Origin of the sequence: Deinococcus betulae, assembly GCF_020166395.1 — a bacterium.
Lineage (GTDB): Bacteria > Deinococcota > Deinococci > Deinococcales > Deinococcaceae > Deinococcus > Deinococcus betulae.
In genome coordinates, this window is sequence record NZ_JAIQXU010000008.1 from 132,593 (window position 1) to 146,919 (window position 14,327).

Below are 14,327 nucleotides of genomic sequence, written 5' to 3' on the forward strand. Positions count from 1 at the left end.
GAGTTTGAGGAAGCCCCTTTAGCATCTGCATTGAACCAACCGAAAAAGCTGACAGACCACAGGTGGAGTCGGTCAGCGTGCTGGCTTCCTCTCCCTGGAATGAGCCACCGCCCTAAGGGGCCAGTGGCCTCTGGCTTGTGCCTGCGGCTCAGCCTCTAAACTGCCTTCATGTCTCTGGGGCTCTGGCTCGTCACTTTGCTGGCCTGCGTGCTGGCGCCTGTCAGTGTGATGGCGCTGGGCCGCCGCCTGCCCCAGGTGTCGGTCCCAGGGCTGGCAGGTGAGGGGCTCACGGCCGCCTTGCTGGCGGTGCTGCTGCTCAATGACACTCCTCTGTACGCCCTGCTGTTGGTCTTTGTCGCAGGCGCAGTGCGCACCGGGCTGGCCCTGGCCCGGCATCTGCGCTAGCAGAACGCTACACTTCCGCCCATGTCTGCCCGTGCGCGCGGCGCCCTGCTGCTAATTCTCGTGACCTGTCTGTGGGGCAGCACGTTCGCCGTGGTCAAGACCCTGGGCGAAAGCCTGAGCGCCCCGGTTCTGATTGCCTGGCGCTTTTCGATTGCGGCGCTGGCGCTGTTGCCACTGCTGCTGTGGCGCCCAGCCCGCGCAGCGCCCCCGGCTGGACCGGGCAGCCCGCTGTGGCGCGACGGGCTGCTGCTGGGTGCCTGGCTGATTGCCGGCTACGGCACCCAGACGGTGGCGCTGCAAACCACCAGCGCCAACCGAGCCGCCTTTTTCACGGCCCTGAGCGTGGTGCTGGTGCCGCTGTGGCTGGCCGTGGTGCAGCGCCGCCGCCTGCCGCTGACCCTGTGGGCGGCGCTGCCGCTGGCCGTGGCGGGCCTGGCCCTGCTGTCCTGGGAAGGCGGCGCGCTGGTGGTGGGCGACGCCTGGGCACTGGCCTGCGCCGTGACCTACGCCGGGTTCATCGTGGCGCTGGAAGGCACGGCGCACCGGCACGCCGCGCTGCCCTTTACCGCCGCGCAGGTGCTGAGTGTCACTGGGCTGGCGTGGCTCTGGGCGCTGCTGGCCAGCCCCGGTGAACTGTGGCCGCCCGCCTCTACCTGGGGGCCGCTGCTGTACCTGGGCGTGGCCGCGACGGCCGTGACCACCCTGCTGCAAACTGTGGGCCAGCGCCACGTCAGCGCCGCCGAGGCCAGTCTGATTTACGCCCTGGAGCCAGTGACCGCCAGTGCTTTTAGCTATGTGCTACTGCGTGAACAGATCGGCGCGCGCGGCGCGCTGGGCGGCGCCTTCGTGGTGGTCGCAACGGTCCTGAGCCAGCGTGCAGCGAGTAACCCGCGCCCCGAAACGCCTGCTGTGCAAGCCGAGAATGCGTAGCAGCCTTCAGGCAGGGGAGGCCTTCTAGCCTCTTCAAAGGGAGTCGCTGACTCTCTTCCTGACGAAACGGTGGATTGCCCTGGACAGCAAACTTACGCGGTTAAAAGAGTGGGCTGTGCGTGAAATAGAGCACCGCTGTCAATTCTCCTGGTCAGCTCGCCGCAAAAGTGAAAGAGGGCCGGACACTTTCCGGCCCGCCTTGATTGGGTTCCTTATCTCGCCCGTGCTTGGTCGGGCATCAGCAGGGTTTTCAGGGCGGGGCTGCCGCCCCAGACGCTACGCAGGCCATTTTGGACCGCTGAGCCGCTGACGGCGCGGTAAAGCACTGGCGGCAGGCTGGGGGACGGGTAGACGCCCCGCTTGCCCTCGGTGCCCACCTTCACGTCCAGTGGAAAGCCCAGCGCCAGCGTCGAAATTAGCACGCCGCCCAGCACAAACCCGCCCACGGCCCCGGCCCCCAGGTGCCAGGGGTTTTCCAGCGGCATGGGGACCAGGCGCAGAATCACGGTGGCGATCCCCACACCCAGCGCGGCGCTGAGGAGTGCCGCCAGGGGACCCCCCACCAGGGCGTTGGCCAGGAAGGCGGCGGCCAGGCCCCCAACCCCCCAGGCCAGGCCCGCCAAACCGCGCCGCGCCCCCAGGGCAGTGATTACGGCCCACAAGGTCACCAGCAGCGCATCGAACCAGGTCATCACGTTCCGCAGTGTACTGGGGCGCGCTTACAAAAACCTGCTGCGGCGGCCTCAGGTGGGACAGAGGAGAAGGGCCAATAGGCTTTGAGTGCTGCCTGCAGGAGCAGTGGGGCTGGTGACGGCAAGAAGGCCGATCAGTAGGTCGTCGCCTGGCCCAGAAGTGGACAGAGCCCCATCTGACTTCCCAGGCAGCTGTCCCAATCTGCGCGGCGGCGCTGCCCTACACTGAAGCCATGATTCGCGTTTTGCTGGTGGATGACCACGCGCTGTTCCGGCAGGGCCTTCGCAGCCTGCTGGAATCCGAGGGCATGCGGGTCATCGGAGAGGCGGCCAACGGCCGGGAGGCGATTCGGTACGCGGCCGATACCCACCCGGACGTGATTCTCATGGACATCCAGATGCCCGAGCTGGACGGCGTCAAGGCCACCCAGAGCATCCTGGAAATCGACCCGAATTCGCGGGTCATCATGATCACCATGTACCGTCAGGACCGCTACGTCTTTGAAGCGGTGAAGGCCGGAGCCCGCGGCTATGTCCTGAAAGACGCTGACGCCACCACCCTGCTGGACGTGATTAAGCGGGTAGCGGCGGGTGAAGCGCTGCTGGACGCCGATATGGCCCAGAACGTGCTGGACGATTTCCGCGATAAGCGCGAGGAACTGCCCAGCGAGAAGCACGCCGACCTCAACGAACGCGAAACTATGATTCTCAAGCTGCTGGCCCAGGGCTTTTCCAACCAGGACATCGCCCTGCGGCTGGATATCAGCGAGAAGACCGTGCGCAACCGCCTCTCTGAAATTTTTACCAAATTGCAGCTGAACAACCGCACCCAGGCGGCGCTGTACGCCATCCGTGAGGGCATCGCCAACCTTGACTAGAAACCGTCACGTTCGCCTGCCAGCCCCGCGCACGCCCGTGGCCTTTCAGGCGGGCTGCGGGCGGCAGTGGAGCCTGCCCAGCGCCGAAGCGGACCTGGCCTACACCGAGCAGGCATTTCCCGAGTGCCCTGGCTGTACCCACCGCGTCGAGCCCGAGGGCGGGCCGCCTTTTTGCACCCTGCGCCCAGTCGGCACTGCGCACCCCTTTGCGGCGCTGGCCGGCCTGGTTCTGCCCGACGAATGACCGCTGATCTGGTCACCGCCTTTCGCACCCGGCTGACTGAGGCCGGTTTTAAAGGTGAGGTGGGGCTGCGCGTCTGCACACTGGACGGCACCGAACTGGCCGCGTGGCAGGCCGGGCTGGTGTTTCCGGCCGCCAGTACCATCAAGGTGCCGCTGCTGATCCTGGCCCTTCAAGAGGCGCAGGCCGGCCGGCTAGACCTGGCGGCGCGGGTAACACTCAGGGCCGCCGATCAGGTGCCGGGCGCAGGCGTGCTGCATGAGCTGGCACCCGGCCTGGCCCTGACCTGGCAGGACGTGCTGACCCTGATGATTGTGGTCAGCGATAACACGGCGACCAATCTGGTGATTGAGCGGCTGGGGCTTGAATGGGTTGGCGCCCAGCTGCCTCTCCTCGGCTTCCCCGGCACCCGTCTGGTCGGGAAGTTGCAGGTGCCCCCCGAACAGCGCACCCCCGCCCAGCAGCGCGGCGAACGCAATATCACGACCGCCCACGACCAGACCGAGGGGCTGCGCGCCCTGGTGGCCGGTGAGCGGCTGGACGCAGCGCATACCGCCCTGGCGCTGGACATCCTGGGCCGGCAGCAACTGCTCGACATTCTGGGGCGTCGCGTCCCCTGCGGCCCAGACGGTGAACGGTTGTACCGGGTGGCCAGCAAGAGTGGTGAGTTGAACGGCGTGCACCACGATGTCGGGGTGCTGTTTACGCCGCGTCCCTTGCTGGTGGCGCTGCTGTCGCAGGGCGGCACGGACCCGCGCGAACATCCCGAAAACCGTGACGTAGTGACCCTGGCCGACGCGCTCTGGCCACTCGTGGCCATGCTGGGAGAGGTGCCCGTTTCAGGGGACATTTAACCGCTCGGTCAGGCGCATCATGCAAGGTGCCAGAAGCCTGCTTCCAGCTCAAAGAAGCGCGGCTGGGCGCGTGTTCGGCGCGTGGTATGCTGACCCGCATTAGGCCACCTGAATGCAGGACTTTTCGCCGCCCGGCGGCTGGAAAGCACAGGCCACTTCACGCTGAGGGAGAGGGAACGTGGAAAGAAACGACGCTGTCATGCCCTGGGTCGCCATCGTGTGTGCGGCCATCATGTGGATTATTCTGCTGTTCCTCTTTAACAAGGAAACGGCGCCCGAGCCCGTGGCGGTTGACCCGGCTGTCGTCGCCAGCATCAGCAAGACCTGGCCGACGGAGGGCAAGGCTGCCTTTGCTACCTGCGCCGGCTGTCACGGCGCAGAGGGTCAGGGGGGCGTGGGTCCAGCGCTGGCCAATAACGCGGACATCGTGAATGACCCCGTATACGTCTACAACATCATCACGAAGGGCAAAGGGCAGATGCCGGCTCAGACCCAGCTCAACGAAGAGCAGGTCTATGCGGTGGCCAACTACGTGCTGCACTCGTTTGGCAACAACATCGAAGAGCCCCTGACCCCGGCCACGGTGGCTGAGGGGCAGAGCAAGATCGACCCGGCCGTCCTGAAAAACCGCAGCCGCTTTGTGCCCGAAGACCTCAAACTTCCCGAAATTTTCCTGGCGACGTTTGTGATGGTTCTGCTGACTTACGGCCTGATCGGGCTGTACAGCGTGTGGGCTGAAGGCCTGGAACTGCACCCTGGGATTCACAAGGTGCGCGCCACGCCACTGGCCACCCTGGGCATCTTGACCACCCTGAGCTTGACTGTGGTGTTCAGCGTGCTGTTTGTCCGCCAGATGGTCACTGACTTTGCGGGCTGGGGGGCCAAAGAGCCTGTTATGCCCAATGTGACGGCCGAAGGCTTCTACGCGGCCATGATTCTGCTCATGCTGGCCGCCAGCATCGGGCTGTACAAGAAGTTCTTCATGGACGGCGAGGTTCTCGTCGAAGACGCCAGCGGCGAGTTCCCCTGGTAAGCAGGAGAGACTGATATGACGCGTTACAAGAAGCAAGACCCGGAATTGACTCGCCGCAAGTTCATCAACGCGGCCATGGGCGGCGCAGCGGCGGTGGGCACCATCAGCCTGGTCAGTGCGCTGGGCAGTGCCAAGCCAGCCCTCCGTCTTACGGCAGACAAAGCGCCACCTCGAAAGGGTGATGTTTTGGTGCACGCTGAAGCCGCTAAGGAAGGGCAGCCTATTCGCCCCTCGGAAGTCACTGAGCGCGGAGTCCCAGCCTGGCCTATGTCTGCAGATGGGGTCATTCGCAAAGGCGAACCCAATAACCAACTCGCGGTTTACCGTTTTGAGAGAAGCCGTTTTCAAGAGCCTGCAGAGCAGGAACCGCGTGTGGTTCTGAAACTGGACGGCATTACTGCAGACGGCGTCATCGCTTATTCCAATAAGTGCACCCATGCGGGTTGCCCTGTGCCTAACGACGAAAAAGACCTCAGCAAGTTGTTCTGCGGGTGTCACTCTGGCCAATATGACCTTCTACAAGGTTGTAAGAAGATAGGCGGTCCGCCTCCGCGCTCTATGCCACAGTTACCCATCACGCTTGAAAATGACCGCTTGGTTGTAACTGAAACGTTTGTCACTGCTCCCTTTGGGTTTCTCAACGAGCAGGATTGGGAGACATACCTTCAGCAGGTAGAGGAGATTCTCGGATGAACCAGTGGCTTGATGACCGCCTGCACATCTCGCGCCTGAACGATAAGTTCCTGCGCAAAGCGTTTCCTGTTCATCATTCGTTCTTCCTGGGTGAGATTACGCTGTTCAGTCTGATCGTGCTGATTATCACTGGCATCCTGCTGGCGCTGAGCTACGAGCCCAGCAACTCGCTGGTAATCAACTCTTTTGATCCCGGTTCGGCGACCAAGCCGAATCTGGTGCCAGCGGCCTACCATTCGGCGCTCAAGATTAACGCCATGCCCTTCGGTGACATGCTCAGGCGTGTGCATCACTGGATGGCCAATATCATGGTGGCGGCGGCCGTTATCCACATGATGCGCGTGTACTTCACGGGCGCATTCAAGAAACCTCGTGAAATCAACTGGTGGATCGGCATGTTGCTGCTGATTTTTGCCGCGCTGACCGCCGTGACCGGCTACATTCTGCCCTACGACAACTACGCCTACAACACGGTCAGCGTGATTTACGCCATCGTGAAGTCTGTGCCCTGGGTCGGCGACTGGGCCGCGCAGGCTGCCTTTGCGGGTCGTTTCCCCGGCGACGGCATCATTCCGCGAATCTACGGCTACCACATCATGCTGCTGCCCGGCATTCTGCTCGCCCTGACCGGCGCCCACATGCTGATCATGATCAAGCAGAAGCACACCCAGCCGCAGTACGCCAAGCGCCTGGCCTACAAGAAGATCGTGGGTGTGCCGCTCTCTACGCAGCAGACGCCTATCATGCTCCTGTTGGCCCTGCTGTTCACCGGCCTCGTGATGCTGTTTGCGGCCTTTATTCCCGTTCACCCGGTCGAGTTCTTTGGTCCGCCCAGCCCTCAGCCCATTAGCAGCATCAAGCCGGACTGGTATCTCCTCTGGGTTTTCGGTGCCTTGGCGATTATCCCCGGCTTTGAACTGGAAGTGCTGGGCGGTGTGATCAGCGCCGAGTTTGTCGGTGCCATGGTGCTGCCTGGTCTGATCATCGGCCTGATGTTTGCGGTGCCGATGCTGGACCGCAGCAAGGATAACCAGTACTACGCCGAGAACCCCACCAATCATCCTGTGCGTCTGGCAGCGGGCATAGCCTTTATGGCCATGATGATTGTGCTGTCGGTCGCTGGCTACAAGATTGAGCTGGTGCAGAGCGGGATCTTGACCTCCGCGAATGCCAATGCAGTGCTCTGGATTCTGACGTTCCTGGTTCCGGCCGTTAGCTACTTCGGGACGCTGGGCATCGTGCGCGGCATCCGTGCCCTGCGCGAAGCTGACGAGCGCGAAACGTTGGCGCACGCACACGCTGACGACTGAGCTTCTTACTCACAAGCGGCCCTGGCAATTTGAGCCAGGGCCGCGTTTTTGTGTTCAACTGCGCTGATGGATAATCTGGCAAAGGAGCCTGCTCAGGAAGCCCGCCGGCTGGGCTTGGCCAAACTGGCGGCCAATCCTATTGACCCAGCCAGCGCTCTCGCGTTCGCCCACTATGTTCTAGAAGAATTGGCCGCGCGGGGCCTTCTTCCACAACAGCACTGTGCGCCAGGGTGCTGGGCACAGCCGCGCAGCCAGGGCCACTAAAAAGCGCCACCTAAATTGGCGGCGCTGCGGCATTAACTGTTGACTCTCAGGCCTCGACTCGTTTCGGGCCCATGTTCATGGTCGGCGTGGTCCCTTCCCGGCTGCCGGCGGCGTACCCCACCTGCGCGCCAAATTGCCAGGCCAGCTTGATCATGAACTGAATAGCATCCTCGTCGTGCGAGGTAATCAGCTGCCGCAAATGCTCGGGCAGGCCGTCGGGCAGGGGCATGGTGCGAAGCTGCTCCCCGTACTCACTGCGGAGCTGCTCGAACCACTCAGCGTAAGGGTTCGTCATGGCTTTAGCTTAACATGCTCACGCTCAAGGAATGTAAGCGGCGCCGACCTCTTCTGTCCACGATGATCCCCCTGCTGTCCAGCACTTTGCTTTCCACGCACTTTTTTATTTCTCCAATGGTGTTACGCTTCACGCATGACCGCGACCACCATCCAAGACCAAACCGGCGGTGTGCCCGCCTCTGAAATCAGCATCAGTGAATTTGGCGCGCAAAAGGCTCTGGGCATCCTGGCCAACAGTGGCAAGGAAAACGCCGGCGTGCGCGTGTTTATCAAGAGTGGCGGCTGCAGTGGCTATCAGTACGGGATGGCCATTGATGACCGCGAACTGGACGGCGACACCATCGTCATGGACCGGGGCGTCAAGCTGCTGGTGGACCGAATGAGCATGCCCCTGCTACGCGGCAGCGAAGTGGATTTCGTGGAGAACATGATGGGGGGCGGCTTTACGGTTAATAACCCCAACGCCACCTCGGCCTGTGGGTGTGGGTCGTCTTTCCGCACTGACGGTGCCAAGTCACCGGACGGCGAGGGCAATGGCGGCTGCGCCAGTCACTAGGCGTATTTAAGCGCAGCGAAGGCCGGGTCTAGCCCGGCTTTTTTCTTTGAACTGTCGGTCATTTGGGACGGGCTCAGGCTGACCAGAGGCCGCCTCAGCAAAGCTGTCTTGACGCGCCCTCACCGAGCCTTATACTGACCTTCATCATTTACCCAGAAGGCAGCAGTATCGCCTGAAGAGTTCGGAGGCTTACATGAAGAAGACCCTGGCCCTTACTGCATTCCTGCTCGGCGCCGCCCTCGCCGGGCCGGCCAACAACAGCCTCGTGATTGGCACCTCGCAAGAGCCACCGAACATTTACGATCCCTGGAACACCAACAACCTGGCGATCACCAGTGAGATTAACGGATACATGGGTGCCGCCCTGATTGGTCTGGACGACGACGGCGAGCCTTACGCTGACATTGCCACCCGTGTGCCCAGCATTGCCAACGGCGACTACAAAGTCGTCAAGAATGCCGCCGGCGACGTGGTGCGCAATAGCGTGACCTACACCATTCGCAAGGACGCCAAGTGGAGTGACGGCACGGCCATTAAGGTCGCGGACTTCCAGTTCTGGCATCGCCTGGTCAACGATGACCGCGTGCCGGTGCCTGACCGCGATCCCTGGAGCCGCGCCAAGATTGCCGTGAACGACGCCGACACCTTCACCATCACCTACGATCCCCCCTACCTGTTCGCTGACCAGACCAGCCCCGGCTTGGCGCCCAGCCACATCATGAGCGCGGCCTGGACCGCGTTTGACACCAAGACCAAAAACGAGAAAGACGCCAAGGTAGTCAACGAGGAGTGGAAGAAATTCATCTCGTCGTACACCACGGCGCGCAGCCTGCCCAAAGTGGTGGCGGGACCGTTCAAGCCCACAGCCTGGCGCAGCGGTAACAGCCTGACCATGACCCGCAACGCCAACTATTGGCTGCAGCCCAAGAACCCTGAAAACTACGTGCAGAACATCACGTACCGGTTCATTCCCAACACCAACACCCTGAAGGTCAACATCCTGTCGGGCCAGCTGGACGCCGTGAGCGCCGTGGGCCTGACCTTTGACCAGGGCGTGGACCTGACCCGCACCGAGCGCGGCAAGTACAAGACCTACTTTGTCCCCGGCGCCGTGTGGGAGCACATTGACATCAACACGCGCGGCCAGAAGGCCAAGGACCTGGACCTGGATGACCCCCGGATGCGTCAGGCGCTGCTGTACGCCATTGACCGCGACGCGCTGACCAAGGCGCTGTTCCAGGGCCGTCAGGCGGTGTCGAACAGCTGGGTGAACCCCATCAGCAAGCTGTACAAGAAAGATGTCAACGACTATAACTACAACCAGGCGCGTGCCAAACAGCTGTTTGCCGCTCTGGGCTGGACGGCCGGCTCTGACGGCATCCTGCAAAAAGGTGGCAAGAAGCTCAGCCTGAACTTCGGTACCACTGCGGGCAACACCGTCCGTGAGCGCGTGCAGCAGATTCTGCAGGCCCAGTGGAAGCAGGTGGGCGTGCAGGTCAACATCCAGAACTACCCCTCCAGCGTGTTCTTCGGGCCCGACTTCCTGAGCAAGGGTCAGGAAGGCAAATGGGACCTGGCCATGTACGCCTGGACTGGCAACCCAATTTTCGAGGAAGGCAACCTCTTCAAGGGTGAAGGCATTCCCACCGCCGCCAACGGCTACGCTGGCCAGAACAACGCCGGCTGGAACAACGCCGAATTCAACCGCCTGCACAAGCAGGCCCAGGTCGAATTTAACCTCAGCGAGCGCATCAAACTGTTTGACCGCATGCAGACGGTCTGGAACACCGAAGTGCCCTCGCTGCCGCTGTATTACCGCGTGAACGTGTACACCAAGGTGCCGGGCCTGGTGAACTACACCTTCAGCGCCTACACGCTGTACCCCAGCTGGAACTCGGCCAAGATCGGCTGGGCCAGCAAGGGCGCCGTCGAGGAGTACAAGCAGAAGTAAGCCGGTTTTGCCGGGTCAGGCGCCTCTGGGCGCTCACCGGATATACCGGACGCGGGAGGCTTCGCCAGCAGGCGTTGCTTCCCGCCTCTCTTTGGGGCCGCTGGCCTTCTCTCTGAGGAACGTTATGGGAACCTACGCCTTACGCCGCGTCATTCAGATGATTCCGCTTCTCTTTGTTATCAGCCTTCTGATTTTTATGCTGACCGCCTTGCAACCGGGTGATCCAGTCGACCAGTTGGTCTTTGGCAACAGCAATATCACCGCCGACGACATCGCCCGGCTGAAGGCTGCTTACGGTCTCGATCAGCCCTGGTTTACCCGCTACTTTTTCTGGCTTAAACAGGCCGTCGTGGGAAATTTCGGCTACTCGCAGGACTTTGGCATTCCAGCGCTGGATTTCGTGTTCAGAGACCGCCTGCCCAACACCCTTCTGCTGACGGTACCGGCCCTAGTGATCAGCACGCTGATTGCCGTGCCCCTGGGCATTTTCAGTGCTGTGCGGCAGTATTCCCTGCCGGACTACGTCCTGACGTTTTTTGCTTTTCTGGCCGTCAGTGCCCCGGTGTTCTGGGTGGGGGCCCTGGCGCTGTACTTCTTCGCCGTGTTCTTACCAGGAGCCACTGGAGGCGTTCTGTCGCTGCCGCCTGGAGGCCTGGGCAGCGCCGACCTGGCTCCAGATGCCGGGTGGTGGGCCACGACGCTCGACAAACTGAAGTACCTCATCCTGCCGATGATGATTCTGATGCTGCGCGAGATCGCCGTGACCCTGCGGTTCATGCGGGCCAACATGCTCGAAACCCTGACGCAGGACTATGTCCGTACCGCACGGGCCAAAGGGCTGGGAGACCGCCGTGTGCTTTACAAGCACGCCTTACGCAACGCGGTGACGCCTATTGTCACCCTGCTGGGGCTCAGCATTCCGGGCCTCTTCGGCGGCGCTGTCATTACAGAGACCGTCTTTTCCTGGCCCGGCATGGGCAAAGCCATTCTGGACGCACTGGTCAGCAAGGATTTTAACGTTGTCATGACCTGCCTGATGCTCCTGGCCCTGCTGACGGTCATTTTCCAGTTGCTGACCGACCTGGCTTACGGCCTGGTTGACCCCCGCGTTCGGTATTCCTGAGGCCTGCTGATGACCACTGTGACCGCTGCACCCCCCAAGCGCGCCCGGAGCCGCTCGACCTTTCAAATCGCCTTACGCCGCCTGCGTAAACACAAAGCTGCCATGTTCAGCTTGGTGGTTATCGCCCTGCTAATCCTGATGGCCCTGTTCGCGCCCTGGATTGCTCCGTTTGACCCGAACGCCCAGGACCTTGCAGGTATCTATGCACCGCCCAGCAGCCAGCACGTCCTGGGGCAGGACAGTCTAGGCCGCGATCTGCTCTCGCGCATCATGTATGGCAGCCGCGTCAGCCTGATTGTGGGCTTTACAGTGGCCGCCTTCAGTATTGCGCTGGGCACGCTGATGGGTCTGCTGGCCGGTTTTCTCAGTGGGCGCGTAGATACAGTGATCAGCCGCTTCATCGAGATCATGCTGTCCATTCCCGAACTGCCGCTTCAGCTGACGTTGAGCGGGTTATTCGCTGTGAGCGACTTGCCGGCCATTGCTCGCCTGCGTGAAAATCCCAATTCCAGCGTGTTCATCATCGTTACCATCTTTACTTTCTTCGGCTGGATGGGCACCGCCCGCTTGGTGCGCGGCGAGGTTCTGAAGCTCAAGAACCTCGAATACGTGGACGCTGCTCGTGCGCTGGGTGCGCGCAGCGGCCGCATCATGTTTCGCCACCTGGTGCCTAATATTGTGGCGGTCATTATCGTGAACGGCACACTGGCGGTGGGCGGGGCGATTCTGGGCGAGGCCGCCCTATCGTTCCTGGGCTTCGGCATTCAGCCGCCGGTGTCTACCTGGGGCAACATGTTGTCCAACGCCAATGAAGTGGTGCTGGAACACCCTTACATCGCGCTCTATCCAGGTCTGGCTATCCTCTTGACAGTGCTAGTGTTCAATTTTCTGGGTGATGGCCTGCGAGACGCCTTCGACCCCAAGAGCCGCCTCTAATCCCTGTTCCGACGCTTTTGCCCCGCTCCGGCGGGGTTTTTGCGATCTGGCTGTTCCCATCGCGTATTCTGGGCTTGTGATTGTTCTTGGGATTGACCCTGGGCTCGCCAACCTCGGCCTGGGGCTGGTGGAAGGTGACGTGCGCAAAGCGCGCCACCTCTACCATGTCTGCCTGACCACAGAAAGCGCCTGGATCATGCCCCGGCGTCTGCAGTACCTCCACGAAGAGGTTGCGCGGCTGCTGGCCGAGTACCGGCCGGACGCGGTGGCCATCGAGGACCAGATTCTGCGCAAGCAGGCTGATGTGGCCTTCAAAGTGGGACAGGCGTTTGGGGTGGTGCAGCTGGCGTGCGCGCAGGCAGGCGTGCCCGTTCACAGCTACGGCCCCATGCAGGTCAAGCGCTCGCTGGTGGGCACTGGCCGGGCTGAGAAAGAACAGGTCATTTACATGGTCAAGGCCACGCTGGGCGTGCGCGAACTGTTCAACAACCACGCGGCTGACGCGCTGGCACTGGCCCTGACCCACCTGGCCAGTGCGCCGCTTCAGGGCCGCACCGCGCAGCTGCTGGCCCGGTAGCTCGGTGGTGTCCCTGGCCCTGCCGCTGCTGGCTTCGGTGATTCTGACGTTCGCCTGGCTGTGGTTTTTTGTGCGCCGCGACCGCCACCCAGAGCCCTTGTGGCTGCTGGCCCGCACTTTTGGCTGGGGGATGTTGGCCTGGGTGATTGCCGCCGCTTTTGAGGCGAGTCTGGGCCGCCTGCTGGCCTCACCGCAGTTGCTGGGGACCTTGGTAGTGGTTCTGTTGACGGCGCTGCTGGAAGAGGGATTCAAATTCGTGGCCGCCATGACCGCCATCTCTGAACTGAGCTTTGATGAACCGATGGACGGCCTGGTGTACGCCGTGACCGCTGCGCTGGGCTTTGCCCTGATGGAGAATGTCACCTACACCCTGGGGTTTGGCGGTGGGGCCGGCACCTGGCACGCGGTCGTGGCCACCCTGGCCCACGCCCTGTTCAGTGCGCCGCAGGGCTATGCGCTGGGTGGCCTTCACTGGGAGCAGGGCCGCACGTGGGTGGTGCAGGGCCTGGCCGTGAGCGTGGTGCTGCATGCCGTGTTCAATGGTCTTCTCGTGGGCGGGGCCGGCTGGCCGCAACTGGTAGCCCTGAGCACCGTCACCCTCTTGATGGTGGGGTTGGCGGGCCGGTATTACCTCACCTTTGAGGCCCATGCCCGAGAACATGGGCCGCCCGTGACCTTTTTACAGGAGCAGGCGCGCCGCCAGGCTCAGCGGGGCGGCTCCTGAAGAAGAACTGGGAGTTACACAACGCAATGGTTTGGCTCAGGGCAAAGAAGCGCAAGCAAGCCAAGAGGAGGAGACATCCTCATCTGTCTTTGAACGACATCAGCTCTGCTTCCTTCATCAGAGCGTTTCGTGACCCGTCTGCCCCTGTACCCAGTGTTGCCCGGTTTCATCCTGCTCGTGTTTCCAGACGGGCAGTTCAACTTTGAGCTGCTCAATCAGAAAATCGCAGGCCTCCAGAGCGGCGCGGCGGTGGGCGCTGGCCACCCCAATCAGGATGCTGGCTTCCCCTGGCATCAGGCGCCCCAGGCGGTGCTGCACCACGATACGCAAGGAGCCAAAGCGGTTCCGGGCCCCCTGCGCGGCGGTATGCATGACCCTCACGGCCATCGGGCTGTGGCCTTCGTACTCGATAAAATCCACCCGTTTGCCAGCATTGGGACTGCGGACTGTCCCTACAAAATACGCCTGGGCTCCACATTCTGGCCGCACCAGAAAGGCGCTGGCCTGTTCCAGCGAGAGCCTTTCCGTTGTCACGGTGCAGAGGGTGTCGTCCTCTGCGCCTCCGGCCACAGGTGGGAGGAAAGCCACCTCGTCGCTGTTGTTCAGCATGGTGCTCGGCGCCGCGTACACCTCATTCACGGCGACCATACACCCGCGCAGACTGAGAGCAAACTGCTGCTCGACCAGGGCCGCGCAGGCGCGCACGTCGCTGCCCTCAGGCAATTCCAGAGTCGTCGCCTCTACGCCCGTTTCCCGCTTCAGACGGGCAAAAAACACCACCTTCACCTGCATGGGCTGAGGCTATCACGCACCTAAATCAGGAGGTCAAGAAGTGGTTTGGCTGGGGGAGTTGACAGTTCCAC

General features: G+C 62.2%; 17 protein-coding genes. 14 read left to right on the forward strand and 3 right to left on the reverse strand.

What is annotated here, in order from left to right; translation table 11 throughout:
* Window positions 1-168 precede the first annotated feature (168 nt).
* Both K7W42_RS08470 and K7W42_RS08475 read left to right on the forward strand, forming a co-directional pair.
* Window positions 169-405: a hypothetical protein gene (locus K7W42_RS08470; protein WP_224573861.1), complete on the forward strand. Its 237-nt coding sequence runs from the start codon at window positions 169-171 to the stop codon at window positions 403-405.
* A gap of 21 nt (window positions 406-426) precedes the next feature.
* Window positions 427-1,335 carry a DMT family transporter gene (locus K7W42_RS08475; protein ID WP_224573862.1) on the forward strand — a complete coding sequence of 303 codons (909 nt, stop codon included), beginning with the start codon at window positions 427-429 and terminating at the stop codon, window positions 1,333-1,335.
* A 212-nt stretch (window positions 1,336-1,547) separates the two neighbouring features.
* On the opposite strand, the gene K7W42_RS08480 is transcribed toward K7W42_RS08475, so the two are convergent.
* Window positions 1,548-2,027, reverse strand: a complete 480-nt coding sequence (locus K7W42_RS08480) for a hypothetical protein (RefSeq protein ID WP_157461497.1) — start codon at window positions 2,025-2,027, stop codon at window positions 1,548-1,550.
* 233 nt (window positions 2,028-2,260) lie between these two features.
* Here K7W42_RS08480 and K7W42_RS08485 point away from each other — a divergent pair, with 233 nt between their 5' ends.
* The 6 genes from K7W42_RS08485 to K7W42_RS08510 all read left to right on the forward strand — a co-directional run bounded on the left by K7W42_RS08485 (window position 2,261) and on the right by K7W42_RS08510 (window position 7,036).
* Entirely contained in the window at window positions 2,261-2,905 is a 645-nt protein-coding gene (locus K7W42_RS08485; protein ID WP_157461498.1) for a response regulator, read from the forward strand.
* Window positions 2,898-3,149, forward strand: coding sequence for a hypothetical protein (locus K7W42_RS08490; protein WP_224573865.1), 252 nt, complete (start codon window positions 2,898-2,900; stop codon window positions 3,147-3,149). The genes K7W42_RS08485 and K7W42_RS08490 overlap by 8 nt, the downstream gene beginning before the upstream one ends.
* Window positions 3,146-4,000 (forward strand): serine hydrolase, encoded by an 855-nt coding sequence (locus tag K7W42_RS08495; protein ID WP_224573866.1) that lies wholly within the window; start codon window positions 3,146-3,148, stop codon window positions 3,998-4,000. The genes K7W42_RS08490 and K7W42_RS08495 overlap by 4 nt, the downstream gene beginning before the upstream one ends.
* A 178-nt stretch (window positions 4,001-4,178) precedes the next feature.
* Window positions 4,179-5,033, forward strand: a complete 855-nt coding sequence (locus tag K7W42_RS08500) for a c-type cytochrome (protein WP_224573868.1) — start codon at window positions 4,179-4,181, stop codon at window positions 5,031-5,033.
* A 15-nt stretch (window positions 5,034-5,048) separates the two neighbouring features.
* Window positions 5,049-5,726 carry a QcrA and Rieske domain-containing protein gene (locus tag K7W42_RS08505; protein ID WP_157461500.1) on the forward strand — a complete coding sequence of 226 codons (678 nt, stop codon included), beginning with the start codon at window positions 5,049-5,051 and terminating at the stop codon, window positions 5,724-5,726.
* Window positions 5,723-7,036: a cytochrome b gene (locus tag K7W42_RS08510; RefSeq protein WP_157461501.1), complete on the forward strand. Its 1,314-nt coding sequence runs from the start codon at window positions 5,723-5,725 to the stop codon at window positions 7,034-7,036. Before K7W42_RS08505 ends, K7W42_RS08510 begins: the two co-directional genes overlap by 4 nt.
* 310 nt (window positions 7,037-7,346) lie before the next feature.
* On the opposite strand, the gene K7W42_RS08515 is transcribed toward K7W42_RS08510, so the two are convergent.
* Window positions 7,347-7,595, reverse strand: a complete 249-nt coding sequence (locus tag K7W42_RS08515; protein ID WP_157461503.1) for a DdrH — start codon at window positions 7,593-7,595, stop codon at window positions 7,347-7,349.
* A 135-nt stretch (window positions 7,596-7,730) separates the two neighbouring features.
* Here K7W42_RS08515 and K7W42_RS08520 point away from each other — a divergent pair, with 135 nt between their 5' ends.
* The 6 genes from K7W42_RS08520 to K7W42_RS08545 all read left to right on the forward strand — a co-directional run bounded on the left by K7W42_RS08520 (window position 7,731) and on the right by K7W42_RS08545 (window position 13,464).
* Window positions 7,731-8,153, forward strand: coding sequence for a HesB/IscA family protein (locus K7W42_RS08520; RefSeq protein WP_224573871.1), 423 nt, complete (start codon window positions 7,731-7,733; stop codon window positions 8,151-8,153).
* Between the two features lie 193 nt (window positions 8,154-8,346).
* Window positions 8,347-10,104 (forward strand): peptide ABC transporter substrate-binding protein, encoded by a 1,758-nt coding sequence (locus K7W42_RS08525; RefSeq protein ID WP_224573874.1) that lies wholly within the window; start codon window positions 8,347-8,349, stop codon window positions 10,102-10,104.
* Window positions 10,105-10,228: 124 nt separating this feature from the next.
* The gene (locus K7W42_RS08530) at window positions 10,229-11,227 is read left to right on the forward strand and encodes an ABC transporter permease (protein WP_224573875.1); all 999 of its coding nucleotides are present in this window, start codon (window positions 10,229-10,231) and stop codon (window positions 11,225-11,227) included.
* Window positions 11,228-11,236: 9 nt separating this feature from the next.
* A complete protein-coding gene (locus tag K7W42_RS08535; protein ID WP_157461507.1) occupies window positions 11,237-12,163 on the forward strand; it encodes an ABC transporter permease in 927 nt (308 codons plus the stop codon).
* Between the two features lie 76 nt (window positions 12,164-12,239).
* The gene (ruvC, locus tag K7W42_RS08540; RefSeq protein ID WP_224573879.1) at window positions 12,240-12,740 is read left to right on the forward strand and encodes a crossover junction endodeoxyribonuclease RuvC; all 501 of its coding nucleotides are present in this window, start codon (window positions 12,240-12,242) and stop codon (window positions 12,738-12,740) included.
* A gap of 7 nt (window positions 12,741-12,747) precedes the next feature.
* On the forward strand, window positions 12,748-13,464 hold the full coding sequence (locus tag K7W42_RS08545) for a PrsW family intramembrane metalloprotease (RefSeq protein ID WP_224573882.1): 717 nt from the start codon (window positions 12,748-12,750) through the stop codon (window positions 13,462-13,464).
* 117 nt (window positions 13,465-13,581) lie between these two features.
* Here the strand turns inward: K7W42_RS08545 and moaD are convergent, their stop codons facing one another.
* Window positions 13,582-14,256 (reverse strand): molybdopterin converting factor subunit 1, encoded by a 675-nt coding sequence (gene moaD / locus K7W42_RS08550; RefSeq protein WP_224573884.1) that lies wholly within the window; start codon window positions 14,254-14,256, stop codon window positions 13,582-13,584.
* Between the last annotated feature and the right edge of the window lie 71 nt (window positions 14,257-14,327).